General features: G+C 69.3%; 17 protein-coding genes. 9 read left to right on the forward strand and 8 right to left on the reverse strand.

Annotated features, from left to right (window positions below; all coding sequences use genetic code 11):
- Positions 1-2: 2 nt before the first annotated feature.
- From MLJ35_RS10160 to MLJ35_RS10175, 3 genes are read right to left on the reverse strand one after another with little or no spacing between them, the layout of a single operon-like run.
- Positions 3-1,001, reverse strand: coding sequence for an HlyD family secretion protein (locus MLJ35_RS10160; RefSeq protein ID WP_243384256.1), 999 nt, complete (start codon positions 999-1,001; stop codon positions 3-5).
- Between the two features lies 1 nt (position 1,002).
- The gene (locus MLJ35_RS15985; protein ID WP_275976489.1) at positions 1,003-2,358 is read right to left on the reverse strand and encodes a TolC family protein; all 1,356 of its coding nucleotides are present in this window, start codon (positions 2,356-2,358) and stop codon (positions 1,003-1,005) included.
- Complete coding sequence (locus MLJ35_RS10175; RefSeq protein WP_243384257.1) at positions 2,355-2,966, reverse strand: TetR/AcrR family transcriptional regulator; 612 nt, start codon at positions 2,964-2,966, stop codon at positions 2,355-2,357. The genes MLJ35_RS15985 and MLJ35_RS10175 overlap by 4 nt, the downstream gene beginning before the upstream one ends.
- 173 nt (positions 2,967-3,139) lie before the next feature.
- Between MLJ35_RS10175 and MLJ35_RS10180 the strand changes: the two genes are divergently transcribed.
- The 6 genes from MLJ35_RS10180 to mfd all read left to right on the forward strand — a co-directional run bounded on the left by MLJ35_RS10180 (position 3,140) and on the right by mfd (position 13,798).
- Positions 3,140-3,829 (forward strand): CerR family C-terminal domain-containing protein, encoded by a 690-nt coding sequence (locus MLJ35_RS10180; protein ID WP_243384258.1) that lies wholly within the window; start codon positions 3,140-3,142, stop codon positions 3,827-3,829.
- A 2-nt stretch (positions 3,830-3,831) separates the two neighbouring features.
- Positions 3,832-5,145: a TolC family protein gene (locus tag MLJ35_RS10185; RefSeq protein WP_243384259.1), complete on the forward strand. Its 1,314-nt coding sequence runs from the start codon at positions 3,832-3,834 to the stop codon at positions 5,143-5,145.
- A gap of 121 nt (positions 5,146-5,266) precedes the next feature.
- The gene (locus MLJ35_RS10190) at positions 5,267-6,442 is read left to right on the forward strand and encodes an efflux RND transporter periplasmic adaptor subunit (protein WP_243384260.1); all 1,176 of its coding nucleotides are present in this window, start codon (positions 5,267-5,269) and stop codon (positions 6,440-6,442) included.
- Between the two features lie 3 nt (positions 6,443-6,445).
- Positions 6,446-9,646, forward strand: coding sequence for an efflux RND transporter permease subunit (locus MLJ35_RS10195; RefSeq protein WP_243384261.1), 3,201 nt, complete (start codon positions 6,446-6,448; stop codon positions 9,644-9,646).
- Positions 9,639-10,343, forward strand: a complete 705-nt coding sequence (locus MLJ35_RS10200; protein WP_243384262.1) for a nitroreductase family protein — start codon at positions 9,639-9,641, stop codon at positions 10,341-10,343. The genes MLJ35_RS10195 and MLJ35_RS10200 overlap by 8 nt, the downstream gene beginning before the upstream one ends.
- A 41-nt stretch (positions 10,344-10,384) precedes the next feature.
- Positions 10,385-13,798, forward strand: coding sequence for a transcription-repair coupling factor (gene mfd, locus MLJ35_RS10205; RefSeq protein ID WP_243384263.1), 3,414 nt, complete (start codon positions 10,385-10,387; stop codon positions 13,796-13,798).
- Positions 13,799-13,872: 74 nt separating this feature from the next.
- Here mfd and MLJ35_RS10210 read toward each other — a convergent pair whose 3' ends face one another.
- From MLJ35_RS10210 to MLJ35_RS10225, 4 genes are all read right to left on the reverse strand, one after another.
- Positions 13,873-14,586 (reverse strand): NADPH-dependent F420 reductase, encoded by a 714-nt coding sequence (locus MLJ35_RS10210; protein ID WP_243384264.1) that lies wholly within the window; start codon positions 14,584-14,586, stop codon positions 13,873-13,875.
- 82 nt (positions 14,587-14,668) lie between these two features.
- Positions 14,669-15,124, reverse strand: coding sequence for a DinB family protein (locus MLJ35_RS10215; RefSeq protein WP_243384265.1), 456 nt, complete (start codon positions 15,122-15,124; stop codon positions 14,669-14,671).
- 127 nt (positions 15,125-15,251) lie between these two features.
- On the reverse strand, positions 15,252-15,596 hold the full coding sequence (locus MLJ35_RS10220; protein WP_243317071.1) for an ArsR/SmtB family transcription factor: 345 nt from the start codon (positions 15,594-15,596) through the stop codon (positions 15,252-15,254).
- Positions 15,583-16,041 (reverse strand): SRPBCC family protein, encoded by a 459-nt coding sequence (locus MLJ35_RS10225; RefSeq protein ID WP_243384266.1) that lies wholly within the window; start codon positions 16,039-16,041, stop codon positions 15,583-15,585. Before MLJ35_RS10225 ends, MLJ35_RS10220 begins: the two co-directional genes overlap by 14 nt.
- Positions 16,042-16,307: 266 nt before the next feature.
- On the opposite strand from MLJ35_RS10225, the gene MLJ35_RS10230 reads away from it, so the two are divergent.
- From MLJ35_RS10230 to MLJ35_RS10240, 3 genes are all read left to right on the forward strand, one after another.
- Positions 16,308-16,694: a cupin domain-containing protein gene (locus MLJ35_RS10230; RefSeq protein WP_243324719.1), complete on the forward strand. Its 387-nt coding sequence runs from the start codon at positions 16,308-16,310 to the stop codon at positions 16,692-16,694.
- Complete coding sequence (locus MLJ35_RS10235; RefSeq protein ID WP_243324718.1) at positions 16,691-17,293, forward strand: TetR/AcrR family transcriptional regulator; 603 nt, start codon at positions 16,691-16,693, stop codon at positions 17,291-17,293. Before MLJ35_RS10230 ends, MLJ35_RS10235 begins: the two co-directional genes overlap by 4 nt.
- A gap of 104 nt (positions 17,294-17,397) precedes the next feature.
- Positions 17,398-18,804 carry a hypothetical protein gene (locus MLJ35_RS10240; RefSeq protein ID WP_243384267.1) on the forward strand — a complete coding sequence of 469 codons (1,407 nt, stop codon included), beginning with the start codon at positions 17,398-17,400 and terminating at the stop codon, positions 18,802-18,804.
- Here the strand turns inward: MLJ35_RS10240 and MLJ35_RS10245 are convergent.
- Positions 18,789-20,243, reverse strand: coding sequence for an HAD-IG family 5'-nucleotidase (locus MLJ35_RS10245; RefSeq protein WP_243384268.1), 1,455 nt, complete (start codon positions 20,241-20,243; stop codon positions 18,789-18,791). The two genes, MLJ35_RS10240 and MLJ35_RS10245, sit on opposite strands and share 16 nt — an antisense overlap.
- Positions 20,244-20,278 lie beyond the last annotated feature (35 nt).

A 20,278-nucleotide genomic window follows, 5' to 3' on the forward strand; every position in this document is an offset into this window, starting at 1 on the left:
CCTCAGCGGCTCCGGGTGTCGATCTCGGCCTCCACGCTCAACCCCAGGCGCAGCCTGCGCTCGGGGTCGGCGCCGGGGTCGAGGGCGATCTTCACGGGGAGGCGCTGGACGACCTTCACCCAGTTGCCCGTGGCGTTCTCCGCCGGCAGCAGGCTGAAGGCCGCGCCGGTGCCGGCGGAGAGGCTCTCCACGGTGCCCGTGAACGTCCGGCCGTCGAGGTCCGTCGTCATCCGCACGCGCTGGCCCGGGCGCACGCGACGGAGCTGCGTTTCCTTGAAGTTGGCCTCCACCCAGAGGTCCTCCTGGCCCAGGGGCACCACCGCCAGCAGGGGCTGGCCCGCGGCCACCACCATGCCCGGCTCCGCCAGCTTGCGGCTCACGGTGCCGTCGCAAGGGGCGGCGATCGCGCAGTAGGAGCGCTGGAGCCGCGCCTGGTCCAGGGCCGCCTGGGCCACCTGGACCTTGCTCCGGCTCACGCCCAGCAGGCCCTGGGCGGCGGCCACCTGCTTCCGGGCCGCCGCCACCTGGGCCGTGGCGACCTCCTCGGACGTGGCGGCCTGGTCGTGCTTCTGGCGGGGGATGGACTGCCGCGCGAGCAGGGCGTCCATGCGCCGCTTCTCGAGGCCCGCCAGGGTCCGCTGGCTCTCGGCGGCCTGGACCTGGGCCCGGGCCTGGGCGATCTGGGCTTCGTTCAGGGCCAGGGCGCTCCGGGCCTCCGCCAGGGAAGCCTCGGCCCGGGCCACGGCCGCGTCGTAGTCGCGGGGATCCAGGGTGGCCAGGGTCTGCCCCATCCGGACGGACTGGTTCTCCTGGACCGACACCTGGAGGAGGGGCCCGGGGATGTGGCTCGACACGGCCACCACGTGGCCCTTCACGTAGGCGTTGTCCGTGGCCACGAACACCTGGCCGTGGCGCCAGCGCACCAGGGCCCAGACGGTGCCGATCAGGGCCAGCGCGAGGATGACCCCCAGGGAGACCCACTTCTTCGTCTTCGCATCCATCTCACTGCTCCCGGGGCGTGTGCGCCTCGAAGAAGGCCGGCAGGTCCTCGCCCAGCGCTGCGAGCAGGCCGGCCTGCTGGGCGTAGGCCCGGTAGCGCCGGTCCTCCAGGGCGCTGCGGCTCTCGGCCAGCACCGATTCCGCGTCCAGCACGTCCGTGTTGCGCACCAGGCCCTCCTGGTACTGGTCGCCCGTCATGCGGAGGTTCTCCTCGGCGGCGGCCACGTTCAGGCGCGCGGTGCCCACTTCGCGCAGGGATTGTTGGTAGGCCCGCAGCGACGCCGCGGCGGCGGTCTCGGCCTGGCTCTCCGCCTCCTGCAGGTCCCGGCGGGCGTGTGCGGTCGCCGCCTCCGCCTGGCGTACCCGTGCGGCGCGGACGCCGCCGTCGAAGAGCTTCCAGGAGAGCCCCACGAACAGGCTCGTCTCGTGCTCGTGGGTCAGGAAGGAATTCTGGCCATAGCTGTGGCTCGCCTCGGCCGCAAGCGTGGGCAGGAAGTCCTTCCGCCGGTACGCCGCCTGGTCCGACAGGGCCCGGGTCCGGGCGCGGGCGGCGCGCACGATCGGGTTCGCTTCCCGTGCCATGGCCCGGCAATGCGCCTCGTCCCAGGGCAGGGCGGGCGGGCCGGCCAGGGCCTCCGGCAGTTCCTGGACCGTGCCGGGAGGCAGGCCCATGGCCACGTTCAGGCCCTCCAGGGCTGAGGCGTAGGCTTGGTCCAGGGCGTGCTCCGCGTCCCCCACTGCCCGCAGGGCCACCTCCGTGCGCAGGAGATCATTGCGTGCCACGACGCCTTGCTCGAAGAGGGCCCGGGCGTGGCCCAGGTGGGTCTCCAGGGCCTCCCGGCGCTGGATCAGGACGCGCTTCTGGGCCTTCAGGTTCAGGAGCGTGAAGTAGCGGGCGGCTACCTCGCTCTGCGCCTTCAGGAGGTCGGCATCCCCCGAGCCCGCGACGGCTTCCTCCCGGGCGCGGGAGGCCGAGAGGGCCCCACTCCGCCGGCCGAAATCCCACAGAAGGTACTGGACCGAAGCCTTGTAACGCCAGGATTGGCTGTCCGAGGTGGGGAAGACCTGGGAGGGCACCGTGAGCGGGCCGATCCGCATGGGCTGACTCAGCAGCTCCGGGCGGTGGTCCGTGGTCCAGTAGCCGCCCTGGATCTGGACCTCGGGCCAGTAGAGGCCCTGCACCTGGGCCGTCTCCTCCCGGGCCCCAGCCAGGCTCGAACGGGCCGCCTCAGCCGATTGGGACTGCTCGCCGGCCAGGCGCAGGGCCCGGGCGAGGCTGAGCGGTTCGCCGCTCCGCAGGAGGCTGGCCAGGGCCGCGCAGGCCAGGAGCACCGCTCCAGGCTTCATGGCTGATCTCATGGCCGGACTCCCGCACCGTGGAGGAAGCAGGCCATGGCGCGCTCCACGCAGGCGCCGGGGTCCTCCTCCTTTCCTGTCCGGTGGCTCCGGTGCAGGGAGGCCTCCAGCACACCGAAGCAGAGCTGGATGAGGAAGTCGGGGTCGTGGTCCTGGAGGTCGCCGGCCTCCACCGCCCGGCGGAGGATGTCCTTCAGCCGCGCCCGCTCGGCCTCGTAGATCTCCCGGAGGCGGGGCAGGAACCGGGACTCGAAGCCCCAGTCGTAGTGCACCCGCTCGAGGATGAACATCGGCAGCCAGATGAGCCGGTCCCGGAAGTGGTCCGCATAGGCCTGGAACATGGACCGCAGCTGCTCCAGGGGCGGCCGGGGGTCACGGAGGACCTCCTCGGCCCGGGCGGAGAAGGCCTCGGCCCGGTGGATCATCACCTGCTCGTAGAGGTCCTGCTTGGACGCGAAGTGCTCGTAGAGCCCCTGCATGCCGATCTGGGCCTCTGCGGCGATCTCCTGCATCGTGGCCTCGTCGAAGGGCCTCCGGCCGAACACCCGGCCCGCGGCCCCGAGAAGGAGATCCCGTCTCTGCTGCCGTTCAAGGCCCTTCCGATCCAGCACCGGAGCCTCCGAATCCGCATTCCAAATTCCGAATCTAGAATTTTAATTACGACCGTCAAGTCATCAATTAAGGCACCCCGAGGGCGATTTTCCCCTTGACTGGTTCAAACGATTGATTAACTCTTGAAGTCTGTTGTTCAACCGTTTGATTGGTTGCTTGGAAACGAGGGGTCATGAACGCACAGCCGACCGACGCATCTCTTGATACGCGGCAACGCCTGATCGAGGCCGCGATCCTGACCTTCGCCGAAAAGGGCTTCGACGGGGCCGGCATCCGGGAGATCGCCCTGAGGGCCAAGGCCAATTCCGCCCTCGTGACCTACCACTTCAGTGGCAAGGAGGGGCTGTACCTGGAGGCCCTCCGATACATCTTCGCCCGGAAGGCCTGCCGCGTGGCCGAGCTGGCCACGGCCCCCGCCCTCGAAGGGCCGGAGGCCCGGAAGGACGCCATCCAGCGGCTCAAGGACCACATCCGCGCCTTCATGCAGGACCTGATGGCCTGCGATCCCCTCGACCCCCAGGACCCGCTGGGCGAGGCGGCCATGGCGCTCATGGCCCGCGAGATGCAGGCGCCGCGGGCGACCTCCTCGGCCCTGCTCATGGAGCAGATCCGCCCCCACGTGGACCACCTGATGCAGTGCCTCCAGGTGCTGCGGCCGGACCTCTCCTGGGGCGACCTTCTGAACATGGGCATGAGCATTCAGGGCCAGCTGCTCTATTTCCGCAACTCCCTGGGGATCGCCCGGCTCATCCGCAACAACCCGAACTACCCGGAGGATCTCGAGGAGGTCATCCGGCACTTCACCGATTTCAGCCTGCGTGGGCTCGGCATCCCCGAAGCCTTCCCCCAGCCGAGGAACTGACCATGCTTTTGTTCGCTCCCCCCGCCCTCCAGGCCCCGGCCCCGGCGCCGGCCTTGGAACCCGCGCCCCGCGCCCCGCTGAGCCTGGATCTGGCCGGCGCCCTGGCCCGGGCCCGGAACGAGAACCCGATGCTCCGGGCCGCCAAGGCCCGCGTGGAAGAGCGCCGCGGGCTCATCACCAGCACCCGCGCCGACGCCCTGCCGCAGGTGACGCTCATCGGCGACTTCACCCGGGCGCGGGACGTCTCCATCCTCAACAGCGGCTTCGCGGACAGTGCCGCCCAGTTCGGCCTGTCCCCCAGTTCCCTCGTGGGGGCCCGCAGCATCTACACCAGCCAGGCCAACCTGACCCAGCCGCTCTTCTACTGGGGCAAGCTGGGCACGGCCATCGAGATCGCCAAGATGGGCGAGAAGGAGGCGGGCTACGGCTTCACCACCGCCGAGCTGGATACCCTCCACGGCGTGGCCAAGGCCTACCTGGCGGTGCTGTCCGCCCAGGCCGAACAGGAAGTCGTGGAAACCCGTCGGAAGACCGCCGAGCAGTTCGTTTCGGACGTGAAGGCCAAGCTCGAGGCCCAGACCGCCACGGAGTTGGATCGCCTGCGGGCTGAGAGCGAGCTGCTGGCCGTCATCCCCGAGGCCCTCCAGGCCGAGGCCGATGTGAAGCGGGCGCTGGAGGTGCTGAACGGCCAGCTGGGCCTGGATCCGAAGACGCCACTGACGCTGGCGGACCTGGGCCATCCGGAGCCCTCGACTCGGCCCGCCGGCACCGAGCGCAGCGAGCTGGCCCAGCTGAAGCAGCAGGAGTCCATGTACCGCGCCAACGAGAAGATCATCACCTCGGACCTGCGCCCCAAGTTCGACCTCAGCGCCAGCTACGGCTACCAGGCGGGCAAGACGGACAACCTCTTCAAGGAGCCGTACGACACCTGGAAGGTGAGCGTGACGATGAAGTTCCCCATCTTCGACGGGCTGCGCAGCTCGGGCAAGCGGGCCCAGAACACCGCCCAGCTCGAGCAGGTGAGGCAGGCGCGCATCGACCGCGAGCGGTCCATCGCCATCGAGCAGAGCACCGCGGACCGCGAGCTGGAGAAGGCCATCGCCCTGGACGAGGCGGCCCGCAAGGCCCACGACGCCACCGTGGAAGCCCTGCGCATGAGCCGCGAGTCCTTCGACCAGGGGCTCATCACGTCGCTTGACCTCCTCCAGGCAGAGCGGGCCGAGCGGCAGGCCGAGAGCCAGCGCCGCCGCGCGGAGCTGGGCCTCTGGTCCGCCCGCTTCGACCAGCGCCGGGCCCTGGGCCTGCCTCCGCTTTGACATGGTCCGGGGGGGACCGCCTGCTCGCTTCGCTCGCGATGTCCCCCCCGGAGCCCCCCACCTCGCCGCCAGGCGAAGCCTGACGGCGAGCTCGAACCCGACCGATCCTCCGGAGTCTCCCATGAACCGCAAAACCCTGATCATCACCACCGGACTCGCGGCCGCCATCATCGCCGGGGCCGCCACCTTCCACCGCGGCAAGCGCAACGCCGAGCTGGACCACCAGGCCGCCGTGAAGGCCGAAGGCTCCGTGGCCGTCACCCTGGTGCCGGTCCAGGAGCGCAGCTTCCGTCCCGCCGTGGCCTTCACGGGCACGCTGCTGGCCGTGAACCGCGCCGAGCTGAAGGCCGAGGTCGCGGGCCGCGTGACCCGCGTTCTGGTGCAGGAGGGCGACAGCGTTGGCGCCGGGGCCCTCCTGGGTGCCCAGGACGAGGACGACTACCAGCTGGGCGTCCAGGCCGCCGAGGCCCAGGCCGCGCAGGCCAGGGCCCAGGCCCTCCAGACCCAGCGCGACAACGATCGTTCCGTGGCCCTGCTCGAGAAGCGCAGCATCACCCGCCAGGCGGCGCAGCAGGCGGAGACTGCCTACCACGCCGCCCAGGCCGCTGCCCAGGCCGCGGACAGCAACCTTGGCCTGGCCCGCCTGCGCCTCAAGAAGGCCCGCCTCGTGGCGCCCTTCGCGGGGCAGGTGGCGCGCCGGGCCGTGCAGCCGGGCGAGATGCTCAGCCCCGGCCAGACGGCCTTCGAGATCGTGGACAACCGCAAGCTGGAGATCCGGGCGGACCTGCCCGCCGAGGCCATGGCCCAGGTGAAGGTGGGCCAGCGGACCACCTTCCGCAGCATCGGCGTGGACCGCCTCGTGGAGGGTCGCGTGACCCAGGTGAGTCCGAGCCTCTCCCAGGACGGCCGCACCCTGCGCGTCCGGATCGAAGTGCCCAATGTGGACGGCACGCTGAAGGGCGGCCTCTTCGTGGAGGGGGTCATCCTCGGCGAGGGCGCGACCAAAGCCCCGGCCCTTCCGGCCACGCTGGTGAAGGCGCAGGACCGCGATGCGGAAGTCTTCGTGGCGGAGCAGGACGTGGCGCGGCGCCACAAGGTGGTGCTGGGGCCCGAGCAGGACGGCTACCGTCCCATCGTCAGTGGCGTGGTTCTCGGCGCCCAGGTGGTCGACAGCGGCAAGGACCTGGTGTCCGAAGGCAGCCGCCTGCGCGTGATCAGCAGCGCCGCCCCGAACAGCGCGAATGGCGACTCCACGCCGAGCAACGCCCATGGCGGCTCCGCCGCAGGAGGGAAGTGAACCATGTTCCTGTCCGACCTCTCCATCCGCCGGCCCGTCTTCACGGTCTGCATCATGCTGGCACTGGTGGTGCTGGGCCTCTTCTCCGTGAAGACCCTGGGCATCGACCAGTACCCCAACACCGACATCCCCACCGTCACCGTCTCCGTCGTCTACCCCGGCGCCAGCCCCGAATCCGTCAAGCAGGACGTGGTCCGGAAGATCGAGGAGGCCGTCAACCCCATCGAGAAGATCAAGGAGATCAGCTCCACCAGCCAGGAGGGCCTGGGCACGCTCGTGATCCAGTTCCACCTGGGCCGCAACGTGGACAACGCCCTCAATGACGTGCGCACCAAGATCGGCCAGATCCGCCGCGACCTGCCGAGCAACATCGAGGAGCCGGTCATCTCCAAGTTCGACCCGGCCCAGCTGCCCGTGCTCTCCCTGGTGGTGAAGCCGGACGCCAAGCACCCGGACCTGAATGACCGGGAGCTGACCCGCATCGCCGAGGACTTCCTCAAGCGCCGCATCGAGAACATCCCCGGCGTCGGCAAGGTGGACGCGGTGGGCGGCAGCACCCGCGAGATTCTCGTCCAGGTGGATCCCCAGAAGCTGGAGTCCCGGGGACTCTCCCTCCAGGCCGTGCAGAACGCCCTGGGCGGGGACACCATGGCCATCCCCAGCGGCAACCTGCTCCAGGGCGACCGCGAGATGTCCGTGAAGGTGGACGCCAAGGCGCGGTCCGTGGCCGACTTCGACCATGTGATCGTGGGCAACAAGGAAGGCCGGCCCATCGAGTTGAAGGAAGTCGCCACGGTGGTGGACGGCATCAAGGAGAAGCGCAGCCTGGCCCGCCTGGACGGCAAGGACGTGGTGGCGCTGGAGATCCAGCGGCAGACCGGCGGCAACACCGTGGCCATGGTCACGGCGGTGGAGAAGGCCCTGCACGAGCTGAAGCCCGAGCTGGCCCAGCAGGGCGTCGAGGTGGCGGTCGCCAAGGACAACGCCCGCTTCATCATCGACAACGTGGAGGACGTGAACACCTCCATCTACGTGGGCGGCGCGCTCACCGTGCTCATCGTGTTCTTCTTCCTGAAGAGCTGGCGGTCCACGCTCATCACCAGCCTCACGCTGCCGGTGTCCGTGGTCTCCACCTTCATCATCATGCGGGCCATGGACTTCACGCTGAACACCATGACCCTCATGGGCCTCAGCCTGGCCATCGGCATCCTCATCGATGACGCCATCGTGGTCCGCGAGAACATCACGCGGCACGCGGAGATGGGCAAGGACCACGTGACCGCCGCCCGCGAGGGCACGGCGGAGATCGGCCCCGCCGTCATCGCCACCACCATGTCCATCCTGGCGGTGTTCGTGCCCGTGGCCTTCATGGGCGGCATCGTGGGCAAGTTCTTCTTCCCGTTCGGCATCGTCGTGGCCTTCGCCGTGGCCGTGTCGCTGTTCGTGAGCTTCACCCTGGATCCCATGCTCAGCGCCGTCTGGCCGGATCCCGAGCACGAGAAGAGCGCCGACGGGCACGTCCACTACCAGGGCCGGAACCCCGTCATGCGGGCGGTGGAAGCCTTCAGCCGCATGCTGGACCGGTGGGAAGTGGTCTACAAGGGGGCCATCGAGTGGGCCCTGGAGCACCGCAAGACCGTGATGGCCCTGGGCGGCGGCAGCTTCGTGCTGGCCATGATGCTCGCGGGGCTCCTGGGCAACAACTTCATGCCCGACTACGACCGGGGCGACCTCCAGGCCACCTTCAAGGCGGAGCCAGGCTCCAGCCTGGCGGCCACCCGCGAGAAGGCCCTGGCCCTGGAGAAGTCCATCCAGTCCGTGCCTGGCGTGGCCTTCGCCTACACCACCATCGGCACGGGCCTCAACGGCACCGTGGACGCCGGCAGCATCTACATCAAGCTCAAGGAGGGCAGGCGCCCGAACCAGGTGGTCATCCGCCGGCAGATCCGGGAAGCCTTCCGCACCGTCCCCGGCGTGGATGCCGCGGTGGGCGCGGCCAACGACTGGGGCACCACCTTCCCCATCATGGTCGCCGTGCAGGCGCCGGACCGGGATGCGGTCGTCCAGGCCGTGCCCCTCGTGAAGGAGGCCCTGCGCAGCGTGCCCGGCGCCGTGGATGTCACCACCAGCCTCGACAGCGGCAAGCCCGAGCTGCGCCTCGTGGTGGACCGCAAGGCCGCCTCGGACCTGGGCGTGAGCCCGGCCCTGGTGTCCCAGCTCGTGCGTCCCCTGGTGGATGGCGAGAAGGTGGCCAAGTACGAGGACGAGAGGGGCGAGCAGCGCGATGTGCGCGTGCGCCTCGCCGACCAGGAGCGCCGCTTCTCGGCGCAGCTGGCCAACATGACCGTGCAGAGCACCAAGGACCTCGGCGGCGGCAAGCACCCGCTGGTGCGCCTCAACCAGGTGGTGCGCTTCGAGGAGGGCATCGCCCCCGCCAAGCTCCAGCGGCACGACCTCATGGAGGAGGTGGAGGTGGACGCCAACTTCGAGGGCGCCACCCTGGGCGAGGTCAGCGCCGGCGCCGCCCAGAAAGTGGCCGAGCTGAAGGCCAGCGGCAAGCTGCCCGAGGGCGTCCGGGTGGAGTTCCTGGGCCAGACCCGCGACCAGAAGGAGACGGCGGGCTACATGGGTTCCGCCCTGCTGCTGGCTGTGTTCTTCATCTACTTCGTGCTCGCCAGCCAGTTCGAGAGCTTCAAGCTGCCCATCGCCATCATGGCCAGCCTGCCGCTCTCCATGGTGGGCATGGTGATGATGCTGCTGGTGACGGGCGACTCCATGTCCATGATGACGAGCATCGGCATGATCCTCCTCATGGGCCTGGTGACGAAGAACGCCATCCTGTTGGTGGACCACGCCCTGCACCTGGAGCGCGAGGAGGGGATCCCCCGCCGCCAGGCCATCGTCCGCGCGGGCATGGTGCGGCTGCGGCCCATCCTCATGACCAGCTTCGCGATGGTCGGCGGCATGGCCCCCCTCTTCTTCGCGCTGGGCGCCGGGGCCGAGATGCGCGCCCCCATGGCCCGCGCCGTGGTGGGCGGCCTCATCACCTCGACCATGCTCACCCTCATCGTGGTGCCCGTGTTCTTCGAGATCCTCGAGGACTTCAGCCTGGCCAAGCTCTGGGCCCGGATCCGCCGCGGTCTCGGCCGCGAGGTGGCGGAACCCCAGCCCGTCCGTCCCCTGGCGGAGGCGCCGGATGCCTGAGCCCCTCTTTTTCTCCGCGGTGGAGTCCCGGCGCACGGTCCGTGACTTCCTTCCGGATCCCGTGCCCCAGGAGGTGCTGGACCGCTGCCTCGATGCCGCCCGGCTCGCGCCCAGCTCCAGCAACCTCCAGCCGTGGGAGTTCGTGGTCATCCGGGATCCCAAGATCCGGCAGGCGGCGAACGCCGCCTGTCTGGACCAGATGCCTGCCAAGACCGCGCCGCTGCTCATTGCCCTGGTCACCCGCCGGGATACCTGGCGCCGGAACCGGGACGAGATCCTGCGGGTGTTCGAATCGCGCGGCCCCCTGCGCCCGAGCCAGGCGGCCTACTACCGGAAGATCATCCCGACCATCTACACCACCGGTCCCCTGGGCATCCTGGGGCCGGTGAAGCGCTTGGCGAGCCGGGCCATCTCGTTGTTCAAGCCCACCCCGAACCTCATGGCGCGGGAGGACCTCCGGATCATGGCCCACAAGAGCACGGCCCTGGCCGCGGCCACCTTCATGCTGGCCCTGCGGGCCGAGGGTTACGACAGCTGTCCCATGGAGGGCTTCGATCCCTGGCGGGTCAAGGCGCTGCTGGGCCTGCCCCGCGGCGCGGAAGTGAACATGTTCCTGGCCGTGGGCAAGCGCAGCGAGAAGGGCGTGTGGTGGGACCGGGTGCTCATGCCGCGGGAATGGGCGGTCCGCGAAATCTGAACTCGTCTCCGGGGCCGGGTTGAGGCACTCTGGAGGGTGCCATGACTGCTGCCGGCGCTGATCTGAGGGACCTGCTCCGCCTGGCCGAGGCTCCCGCGGAGGCCCTTGCGGTCTCGGGGGCCCGGCTGCGCTGGGCGTCGCCGCCGGCCCTGGCCCTGGTGCTGGCGGCCTGGATCTCCAAGGGTGGGCGGGTCCAGTCCCTGTGGGTGGACGCCCCCAGCGAGGCCGAGGCCCGCACCCTGGCCCAGGACCTCCAGGCCCTGCTGCCGGAGGCTGGCGTGGCCCATTTCCCCGGCTTCGCGGCCTACGCCGGCGGCGAGAGCAGTCCGCCGGGCATGGTGTTGCGCGATCGGCTCTCCACGCTGGTGGGCCTGCTGGAGCGCCGGGTGCAGGTACTGGTCACGGGGCCCCTCACGGCCAGCGAGCGCCTGCCCCATCCCACCTGGTTCCAGAAGCAGAAGCTGGAACTGAGGATCGGCGCCGAGGTGCCCCGGGACCTGCTGCTCGAGACCCTGGTGGCCCTGGGCTACCGCCGCACGGAGATGGCCGGCGCGCCGGGCGAGTTCAGCTCCCGCGGCATGGTGGTGGACCTCTGGCCGGACCACCTGGACCAGCCCCTGCGCCTGGAGACCTTCGGCGACGAGCTGGAGCGCCTCTCGCCCTTCGATCCCGACACCCAGCGCCGCACGGGCGAGTCGCTGGAATCGCTCACCCTCTATCCGCGCTTCGAGGGCGAGCGCGGTGACGGACAGGTCCTGCTGGCCGCCGTGGCCTCCCGGGCGGACCGCACCGCCGAACCCGAGGACGACCTGGCCTTCCGCAGGGCGCGGCTGGCCACCCACGGCCACTTCCCCGGCGAGGAGCTGTTCCACCCCCTGCTGGCCCAGCCCAAGGGGCAGCTGGTGCACTGGGTGCCACCCTGCCTGCGGGTGCGCCTCGATCCTGCCTGGGAGGAGGCCCTGCGCGAAGCCGAGCGCGCCCGCATCGAGGAGGGCCTGGCCACCCTGCGCCGCGGCGGCGTGGTGTGTCCCGATTTCGAGGACCGCTTCCTCCCTTCGGACCCAAGCCGGATCTCACTCCTCCTCACCGAGTGGCAAAGCGAGGCCACGGTGCCCGTCACGGTCCAGCCCCTGCGGGAATTCCAGGGGCGCCTGCCGGACCTGGCGGAGCAGGCACAGGAGCTGGCGCTCACGGGCTTCCGGGTGGTGCTGGCGGGCAGCACGCCCGGCATGCGGGACCGCTTCGCGGAGTTCCTGCGGGACTACGACCTGCCCCAGGCCTACGGCACCGAGACGGGCTGCCGGGCCCTTCGCCTGAACCTCAGCGCTGGCGTGCTCATCAAGGAGTGCCGCCTCGCCCTCTTCACGGAGCGGGAAGTCTTCGGTCGCAAGGCCATCCAGGCGGCGCCGAAGAAATCCCGCAGCGCGGCCTTCCTCTCGGACCTTCGGGACCTCAAGCCCGGCGACCGCGTGGTGCACCTGGACCACGGCATCGGCGAGTTCCTGGGCTTCGCCACGCTCACCGTGGGCGGCGAGGAGCAGGAGGTGCTCCAGCTCCGCTACGCCGATGGCGGCCAGCTCAACGTCAGCCTGGAGCGGGCGGACCTCGTGCAGCGCTACACCGGCGCCGAGGGCCACCTGCCACCCCTGGACAAGCTGGGCGGCGCCTCCTGGGCCAAGGTCAAGCGCAGGGCCAAGAAGGCCATCCGCGACATGGCCGACGAGCTGCTCAAGCTCTACGCCCAGAGAAAACTTGAGAAGGGCCACGCCTACCCGCCGGACGGGCCGGATATGGCGGCCTTCGACGCCAGCTTCCCCTTCACGCCCACGCCGGACCAGATCGAGGCCATCGAGGCCGTGAAGGCGGACCTGGAGTCGCCGCGACCGATGGATCGCCTGCTGGTGGGCGACGTGGGCTTCGGCAAGACGGAAGTCGCCATGCGCGCCGCCGCCAAGGTGGCCCTGGAAGGCCGCCAGGTGGCCGTGCTCTGCCCCACCACCGTGCTCTGCTTCCAGCACTTCAGGACGTTCCGGGAAAGGTTCTCGGGCTTCCCCATCCGCATCGAGATGCTCAACCGCTTCGTCGATCCGGCGGAGCAGAAGCGCATCCTCCAGGAGGTGGCCGACGGCAAGGTGGAGATCGTCATCGGCACGCACCAGCTGCTGGGCGCCCGGGTGACGTTCGCGGACCTGGGCCTGGTGGTGGTGGACGAGGAGCAGCGCTTCGGCGTGGGCCACAAGGAGAAGCTGAAGAAGCTGCGCCTCAACGTGGACCAGCTGGCGCTCTCCGCCACGCCCATCCCGCGCACGCTCCACATGAGCCTCACGGGCCTGCGCGAAATCAGCCTCATCGAGACGCCGCCGAAGGACCGCCTGGCCATCGAGACCGTGGTGGCGCCCTGGAGCGACGAGCTGGTGCAGACGGCCGTCCAGTTCGAGCTGCGCCGCGGCGGGCAGGTCTACCTGGTGCACAATCGCGTGGAGTCCATCATCAGCATCGCCGAGCGTGTGCGGGAGCTGGTGCCCGACGCCCGCGTGGCGGTGGGCCACGGCCAGATGAGCGACGAGGGCCTGGAGCAGGTGATGCTCGGCTTCATGGAAGGCCGCATCGACGTTCTGGTGGCCACCACCATCGTGGAGAACGGCCTGGACGTGCCCAACGCCAACACGCTCATCGTCCACCGGGCGGACGCTTTCGGGCTGAGCCAGCTCTACCAGCTGCGGGGCCGCGTGGGCCGCAGCGACGTGCCAGCCTACGCCTACCTGATGATCCCGCCCAAGCACGAGATCAGCGAGGACGCCCGCAAGCGCCTCCAGGCGCTCGAGGACTTCTCGGAGCTGGGCTCCGGCTTCCGCGTCGCCGCCATGGACCTGGAGCTGCGCGGCGCGGGCAACCTGCTGGGCGGCGAGCAGAGCGGCCACATCCACGACATCGGCTTCGAGCTCTACGTGAAGCTTCTGGAGGAGACGCTCCAGGAGCTGCAGGGCCAGCCCAGCACCGCCTTCGAAGTGAAGGTGGACGGCCTGGCGCCGGGCGCCCAGCTCAGCCGCCGCTGGATCGACCAGGCCGCCGAACGGCTGGTGGCGTACAAGCGCATCTCCCGGCTGCGCGAGGAGAAGGACCTGGACCTCTACCGGCTCGATCTGGAGGACCGCTTCGGCCGCGTGCCCGAGGACGACCCCGACACCCAGCGCTTCTTCGAGGTGCTCAAGGTGAAGCTGCGGGCCCAGCACCTCGCCGTCAGCGAAGTCACGGTCCAGTCCGGCCGGCTCAAGCTGCGCCTCAGCCCCCAGACGCCGGTGGATGCCGCCCAGCTCATGGCCTGGGTGCGCGCCCGGAAGGACGCCCAGCTCAACCCCGACGGCGCCGTGCTGCTGCCCATGCCGCCCGGCGAAGGCGGCCCCGTGATCCAGGCCCAGCGCGTGCTGGCGGAGTGGGCGAAGATGGCGGAGTGAGGCCCGACGACGCCAGAAGCATCAACCGTTGACGCTTCTGGCTGTCGCCGTGATCGCCATTCGCTTCGGTCGGGTTATCCTTCGCGGCCTCGCAAGGATCGCCTGATGCGAGCCTCTTGCTCGGCGCGGTATTGGGCGGTCCGGCTCTGGTCGGCCTCGGCGAGTGCACGCCGGAGGGAGGCGGCGTCGAGATCGTGGCAGTAGGCCGGCGTTCCGGGCTGCTGTCGCCAGGACTCGCGCAGAGTGCCACCATCGACCGGGTCGAACCCGAGATCGTCGACGAGGCCGAGCACAGTCGCCTTGGCTTCAGCAGAATCGCCACAGACCGACAGGGCCCTCCGCCCCCTTGTCCCCTTCGGTGCCCCTAGTTCGGCAAGGCTTCCGGCGAAGATGTTGTTGAATGCCTTGATCACGGGATGGCCGATCTGCTGCGCGACCCACTGGCTGTCGGTCAGCCCCTGGTCTATTGCGTGGATGCGGCCATCGCGGAGTTCGGGATGGTAGTTGCCGATATCGATGACGACAACGCTGCTCGAGAGACTTGAAAACAACCCAGGTGGAAGATTGGGGACCGCCTTCGTTGGAATCGCAAGGATGATGATGTCTCCGGCATGTGCGACATCAGCTACGGGAGCGGGGGTCGCGCCGATGGTGGCCGCGAACGCCATCAGGCTCTCGGGACCTCTCGAGTTCGCGATCAAGACGTGATGACCGAGTTCGGCAAGGTGGCGGGCAAGGACCCCTCCCATGCTCCCAGCACCGATGATTCCGATTGTGGAATGCGTCATGTCTTCTTTCCTCGTGTCGATGAAAGGGCGGGGTGGCCCGCACCGGCGGGGACGACTCCACGCCGATATCGGGGACCTCCGGCTAGACCTTGGCGGTCTCGGGAGCCTTCATCGCGCCAGGCATCCCCATGAGCTTCCGGGCGGTGCCAATCTGGCCCAGGTGGTAGGCCTCCTCCATGAGGAAAGTGCCCACGATCTGCTCCAGGGGGAGGGCAACCTGGATGACGGGATGAGTCCGCGGCTCGCGCCAGTCGACGACGCCGTCGAAGGCCTCCGCAAGGGCCGCCTGCGTCTCGTCCATCGCGGCATCGAGCTGCGCCAGGGACCGGGGCCCGGTCGCCGCCGGCCGGTCGCCGGACTCGAGCAGGGTTTCCAGGAGCCAGCGCCGGTTCTCCACGAGGTGGGTGAGGATCCACGTGATGCTGTTCACGTGGGGCGCCGGCGGCTGGTCCGCCTGATCCTGGGTGACGTCGGCCAGGTTCCTGGCCATCAGGACCTGACGGTTGAGGGAGAAGAGCGTGGTCCAGGGCTGGGACATGGGTCCTCCTTGAGAAGGGCGCCGGTGGCGCGGGTTGGTCGTGCGGGGCAGACGGGGATCCGCCCGCCTGGAAGCAGGAGATGGAGGCATCGGGGACGGGTGTCTGTTCCCGGAGGCCGGACGGGTATCAGGTTTCGACGAAGGCCTTGAGCCGCCCCAGGGCGACGTCCCACTCCCTGGACAGGCGCTCCAGGTACTGGTGGGCATCCTCGAGGCGCTTGGGCTCGAAGGTCCAGATGCGCTCCCGTCCCTGGCGGCTGCTCTTGACGAGCCCCGCTTCGGCCAGCACGTCGAGGTGCTTGGTGATGGCCTGCCGGGAGACGTCGAACTGGCCGCTCAGGCGCGTGACCGTGAGCGGTCCGCCGGAGCAGAGGCTCACGAGCAGGCCCAGCCGCGTGGCATCCCCCAGGGCGGCGAAGAGCGGGGCCGCATCCTTCAGCCGCGTGGGGGAGAGAGCCTCAGCTCGTGACATGGCGTTCGATCCGGGTGATCTGGCCGGTCCAGCCCGCGTCGTTCATGCGGAAGGCCTCGTCGCGCCGGTCCGGAGGCAGGCTGTCGAAGCCGGATTCCACCACCTTGAGCAGGGTGCCGCCCTCGGCCGCTTCGAGGTGGAACTCCACGAGGGTCATGGGCTCGACCGAGTAGTCCCGCTTCATGTCCATGGGATAGGGGTGCCAGCGGTAGGAGAAGAGGCGCTCCGCTTCCATGCGCTCGATCCTCATCTCCAGGTGGATGTGCGAGTAGTCGGGGTGGGTGATCCGTCCGAAGACCGGCTGGCCGGGCACGAAGCGCCCCTCCAGCTTCATCCCGAACCAGGTGCCGAACTCCTCGGCGTCCGACAGCGCCTTCCAGACCCGTGTCCGGGGCGCGCGGAGATGGATCTCCTTCCTGATGCAGTCGGTGCTCGATGCCGTCATGCGTAACCTCCTGGTTGCATGTTAAGCGGACCGGGGGATGACGCAACCCATTGGTTGCTTTTTTTGAAAGAATGCGGCTGAGCCCCCACCGATCCTTGCGTGAATCCATGCCATGGGTGCCTGCTAAACGGTGCATGATATTGGATTAAACCAGCATTGATGGCGGCATGATTTTTTTTGCACTTGTCTGGTTGACGAGGCGTGGCGACGGCTTATCGTGTCTCTGGACTGACCGGTCTAGTGCATGAAAAAAACAAGGAGGAGACATGAAGATCGCCAAGAATGCGGTCCCGACTGCGCTGCAGGTTCCGGGGGTCACCATGCGCCAGCAGCGGGATTTCGGGGACACGAACGGCTATGGGAAGTTCAGCGGAGAGTACTTCAGCCTGGCGGCGGGTGTGGATACCACGCCGCTGTTCAAGGGCCTGGACGGCGATCTGTGCCAGTGCCCGCACTGGGGGTTCGTGCTGAAAGGCCGGATCACCACCACGGACGCGGCGGGGCGCCAGGAGACTGTGGCCGCCGACGACCTGTTCTACTGGCCACCCGGGCACAATGTGCGGGTGGACGCCGATGCGGACCTCATCATGTTCAGCCCTCAGCATGAACACACCTGCGTCATCGACCACCTGATCGAGAAGACGAGGGGATGACGCGTTCGACGAAGCAGCACCTGATCGAGGCCGGGCTCCGCATGCTGCTGGAGCGAGGCTACAACGGCCTGGGCATCGAAGCCCTGCTCTCGGCCACGGAGATCCCCAAGGGCTCCTTCTACCACCACTTCAAGGACAAGGAGGACTTCGCCCTCCAGGTGGTGGACGCCTACATGGCCCAGGTCCACGCGGGTCTGGACGCCTGTCTTCAGGACCGGACGCGGCCGCCTCTCGACCGGGTGCGAGCCTTCTTCGAGCTCACTCAGCAAGCCTACCGGGAGCAGGGCTACATGGGCTGCCTGCTGGGCGGCCTCGGCCAGGAGCTGTCGGGCGTGAGCGAGGCCTTCCGGGCCAAGATCGAGGCCTGCTTCGCCGCCATCGCGGCACGCATGGCCGCCTGCCTCGACGAGGCCCTGCAGAGGCATGAGCTTCCCGAGGGATGCGATGTGCGGCAGCTGGCGGACCGCCTGGTGGACTGCTGGGAGGGCGCGGCCCTGCGCAGCCGCCTGCGGCGGGACCCGGCCTCCCTCGCCGCGATGCTGGATTTCTACCTGAACGCCGTGGCCGGCGGTGGGGCGGGGGCGCCCGCGGGCTTGTGAACCCCGGAGCCGGATCGATGGCCGGTCCGGTGCCACCGTTCGCCGATCCGGGCCCGTGGCCAGGACGATCAGGCCTACCTTGGAGGCGTCCCGTCGGGGGTTCCATGTCGTCCTTTCTCATGTCCGAAGCCGCCGCCCTGGTCCGAACGGTGCAGGCCATCACGGCGTTCATCCTGGCCCTGTTGCTCGGGGTGGTCACCCTGCGCGCCGCCGAGCCGGAACCCCGCATTGTCTCCTTGAAGGGCTTCGAGGCCGTCGAGGTGAAAAGCCAGGGCTTCACCCTTCCGCGCCCCATGAAGATCCACGTCTACGCCAAGGGCGGAGGTCTCCGGCGCCTGGTCCATGCCCGGCCTGAAGAGCCCCTCTTCGCCTACGGCTGGATCCTCAACGCCACCACCCGCGAAGTGGTGTGGCAGATGGACGGTGCGAACACGAAGCGGGACTGGGATTACCGCGTGGCGGACCAGTATCTGGACCTGCCCGCGGGCAGCTACGAGGCCTACTTCGCCAACCACGGCTTCGGCCAGAGCTTCCTCATGGCCCAGTGGACCCGAAACATCGACCGGCGCAGCCTGGCCTCAGAGCAGGCCGAGCGCCCCCGGGGCTTCCTGGCGGCCTTCGGGGCGGACCGCACCAGCCTCCTCCGCCACTGGAAGGAGCAGGTGGTGAACTACGGACTAGAGATCTACCTTCCCGGTGGCAACCCCGCTGAGGTGGCCGCCTTCGAGGCCCCGCTGCGTTGGAAGAACATTCTCGTGTCCCTGGCCGCCACTTCGAATGGAGGCCAGTGGTCCCAGGCTTTTCATATCCGGAAGCCCGTGACGCTCCACATCTACGCCGAAGGCGAGGGAAGCGGCCGGCGCATGCACGATGACGGCTGGATCCTCGACGCCCGCACCCGCGCCAGGGTATGGGAGATGAGCATGGACAAGGCCCAGTTCGCCGGCGGGGCACGGAAGAACCGCCGCCAGGTGGAGATGGTCACCCTTCCGCCCGGTGACTACGAAGCAGCCTTCGTTACGGACGACTCCCATTCCCCGGCGGATTGGAACGCCGCGCCGCCTTGCGATCCCGGGATGTACGGCCTGACGCTGTCGGCGCCATCAGATGTAGACCTGGCCGCCATCTCCTTGACGAAGCCCCTGGACTGGGCCGCGCTGGCGGAGCTGGTGAGGGTGGGGAATGACCAGGATCGCAGCGCGGCCTTCACCCTCAGAGCCGCCCGCGACGTGCGGATCTACGCCATCGCCGAGGGCAGCGGGGACGGCATGGACGACGAGGCCTGGATCGAGGACGCCGCGGGGAAGCGGGTGTGGACCATGGAACTTGACCGCACCCAGCCCGCGGGCGGCGCCTCGAAGAACCGTCAGGCCGACGAGGTGGTCAGCCTGCCCAAGGGAACCTACACCCTGCGCTTCCGCACGGACGACAGCCATGCCTATGGCCACTGGAACAGCAGCCCGCCCTGGGATCCGGAGCACTACGGCATCACAGTCTACTCAGGTCGTTGATCCAGGGGATCATGGGGCAGGCTCCCCCGGGGCGAGCGGAAGTAGGCGAAGGGCGTGGCGTGGAGGAAGTTCGACACGCGGCTGGTGTAGATGTCGGCGTAGCGCTCGATCTGGCGGGTGAGGTGGCTCTTGTCGTTGCCGGCCCGGGTGAGCAGGCCCCAGCGCGGATTGACCAGCTCGGTGCCGGCCTTGGCCAGGGGCCCGATCTCCGCGTCCAGGGCCACCAGCTGGCCCCGCAGGTCCTGGAGCCGGGCCTCCAGCGCGGCGGCGTCGGCGGCGAGCGGAGGGCCGTAGCCCGCGTGGAGGCGCTGGAGGGCGAGGCGCGTCTGGGAGAGCCGGGCCTCCATGGCCTCCTTCTCATGCATCATCGCCATGAGCTTCAGCTCCATCTCCCGGAAGGCCTCCAGGGCCTCCACCTCGCGCTCCAGCTCCCGCAGCACCAGGGCCGTGCGCCAGCTGAGGGTGCGCTTGCTCACATGCACGTCGCCGAACATGTGGTCGCCCACGTAGAGGATCTCGTCGCCGGCGATGCCCAGGTCCCGCTCCACCTGGGAGGCGCTGCCGCCCAGGTAGAGGCCGCCGGGCCGCAGGGGGCCCAGGAGGGGGCGCAGCAGGCCCGACTCGTCCACCACCTCGAAGAAGGGACCGTGCTCCGTGAAGAAGGCGGGCTTGCGGGCGGCCACGATCACCAGGTCGAAGAGCTCCCGCCAGGTCATGCCCTCCGGCAGGTGGCGGTCGTAGGCGTGGGCCATCATCTTCGCGCTGAAGCTCCACTCGGAGTTGGTGATGAGCATCAGCTTCTTGCCCGCGGCCTTCTGGTCCAGCAGGGCGAGGGCGGCCTCGGGGTCTTGCACCACGTAGCGCTCGGGCGCGGCGGCGATCTCGGCCTTCAGGTGGCCCTCCAGGTGCTGGGCGTCCACCCGGGAGCGCACGTGCCGGTAGAGGCTGGCGTATTCGAAAGGGCGGGGCAGGGCGCCCTGGTCCATCAGGTCCACGGCCTGGGCGTAGAGGCATCCCTCCGAGAGCGAGAACAGCGTGTTGAGGAAGACCCAGCGGGGATCCGAGAGGTCCACCAGCGTGCCCGTGTAGGCGTCCCGCTGCTCGCCGAACTCCAGCATGCGCGTGCCGTGCATGGCCCGCTTCACGAAGCCGAAGCGGTTGGCCTTCACCAGGTTGCCCAGCTCGGTGTCCACGATGAGGCCGCGCGTGACCATGCGCGGGTCGAAGGCGAAGGCCTCCGCGGGCCAGCCCTCGGAGGCCAGCCGGTCCACTGCCTGGTCGTAGACCATCTGCTCGAAGGCCGCCACCCGGTAGTCCACCAGGGTGTAGTCCATGTCGTAGCCGATGGCCCGCACGGAGCGCAGGTTCAGCGTCCGGTTGCAGAAGATGCCGCGGCCGCGGGGAAGATCGGAGGGCGCGGAGGAAGCGGATTCGGCCATGGGGCAGGATACCAAGGGCGGGTGGTGGACGCAGG

It is taken from the genome of Geothrix alkalitolerans (assembly GCF_022808885.1).
GTDB lineage: Bacteria > Acidobacteriota > Holophagae > Holophagales > Holophagaceae > Geothrix > Geothrix alkalitolerans.

Excerpts from the sequence above, each read along its gene's own strand:
- MLJ35_RS10160 (WP_243384256.1), bottom strand. The coding sequence starts at position 1,001 with ATGGATGCGAAGACGAAGAAGTGGGTCTCCCTGGGGGTCATCCTCGCG.
- MLJ35_RS15985 (WP_275976489.1), bottom strand. The coding sequence starts at position 2,358 with ATGAGATCAGCCATGAAGCCTGGAGCGGTGCTCCTGGCCTGCGCGGCC.
- MLJ35_RS10180 (WP_243384258.1), top strand. The coding sequence starts at position 3,140 with ATGAACGCACAGCCGACCGACGCATCTCTTGATACGCGGCAACGCCTG.
- MLJ35_RS10185 (WP_243384259.1), top strand. The coding sequence starts at position 3,832 with ATGCTTTTGTTCGCTCCCCCCGCCCTCCAGGCCCCGGCCCCGGCGCCG.
- MLJ35_RS10190 (WP_243384260.1), top strand. The coding sequence starts at position 5,267 with ATGAACCGCAAAACCCTGATCATCACCACCGGACTCGCGGCCGCCATC.
- MLJ35_RS10195 (WP_243384261.1), top strand. The coding sequence starts at position 6,446 with ATGTTCCTGTCCGACCTCTCCATCCGCCGGCCCGTCTTCACGGTCTGC.
- MLJ35_RS10200 (WP_243384262.1), top strand. The coding sequence starts at position 9,639 with ATGCCTGAGCCCCTCTTTTTCTCCGCGGTGGAGTCCCGGCGCACGGTC.
- mfd (WP_243384263.1), top strand. The coding sequence starts at position 10,385 with ATGACTGCTGCCGGCGCTGATCTGAGGGACCTGCTCCGCCTGGCCGAG.
- MLJ35_RS10210 (WP_243384264.1), bottom strand. The coding sequence starts at position 14,586 with ATGACGCATTCCACAATCGGAATCATCGGTGCTGGGAGCATGGGAGGG.
- MLJ35_RS10215 (WP_243384265.1), bottom strand. The coding sequence starts at position 15,124 with ATGTCCCAGCCCTGGACCACGCTCTTCTCCCTCAACCGTCAGGTCCTG.
- MLJ35_RS10220 (WP_243317071.1), bottom strand. The coding sequence starts at position 15,596 with ATGTCACGAGCTGAGGCTCTCTCCCCCACGCGGCTGAAGGATGCGGCC.
- MLJ35_RS10225 (WP_243384266.1), bottom strand. The coding sequence starts at position 16,041 with ATGACGGCATCGAGCACCGACTGCATCAGGAAGGAGATCCATCTCCGC.
- MLJ35_RS10230 (WP_243324719.1), top strand. The coding sequence starts at position 16,308 with ATGAAGATCGCCAAGAATGCGGTCCCGACTGCGCTGCAGGTTCCGGGG.
- MLJ35_RS10235 (WP_243324718.1), top strand. The coding sequence starts at position 16,691 with ATGACGCGTTCGACGAAGCAGCACCTGATCGAGGCCGGGCTCCGCATG.
- MLJ35_RS10240 (WP_243384267.1), top strand. The coding sequence starts at position 17,398 with ATGTCGTCCTTTCTCATGTCCGAAGCCGCCGCCCTGGTCCGAACGGTG.
- MLJ35_RS10245 (WP_243384268.1), bottom strand. The coding sequence starts at position 20,243 with ATGGCCGAATCCGCTTCCTCCGCGCCCTCCGATCTTCCCCGCGGCCGC.